This window comes from Pontimicrobium sp. MEBiC06410 (assembly GCF_053601615.1).
In genome coordinates, this window is record NZ_JBSHNT010000151.1 from 1 (window position 1) to 324 (window position 324).

General features: G+C 44.4%; 1 protein-coding gene. It reads right to left on the reverse strand.

Annotation, left to right across the window (positions count from 1 at the left end):
* Window positions 1-305: hypothetical protein (locus ACVC08_RS09610; RefSeq protein ID WP_452601877.1), on the reverse strand; the 305-nt coding region annotated here is incomplete at its 3' end.
* Between the last annotated feature and the right edge of the window lie 19 nt (window positions 306-324).

A 324-nucleotide genomic window follows, 5' to 3' on the forward strand; every position in this document is an offset into this window, starting at 1 on the left:
TCGTGTACTTGTAAATCGAAGGTTAAGGCTGTTGTAAAACATCCGGTTACGGTATTGGTAATGTTGACATAGATGGTTTGTGGGTTGCTGGTATTGGTGTATAGCCCGCCTGGGGTTAAATCATTCATTCCTGCATCGGCATCGGCTTGTGTTTCATGGTAGGTTACCGTGAAAATTGCGGGATCTTGTCCGTTTAATATGGCAGGGGTCATGGTTGTAAAGTCAAAGCTTTCGTATACGCCATCGGTGTTTAACTCACAGTGGGTATAATCATCTACTGGGGTGACTACTGGTAATGGGTTCACGATGACATCGAAGTTAACC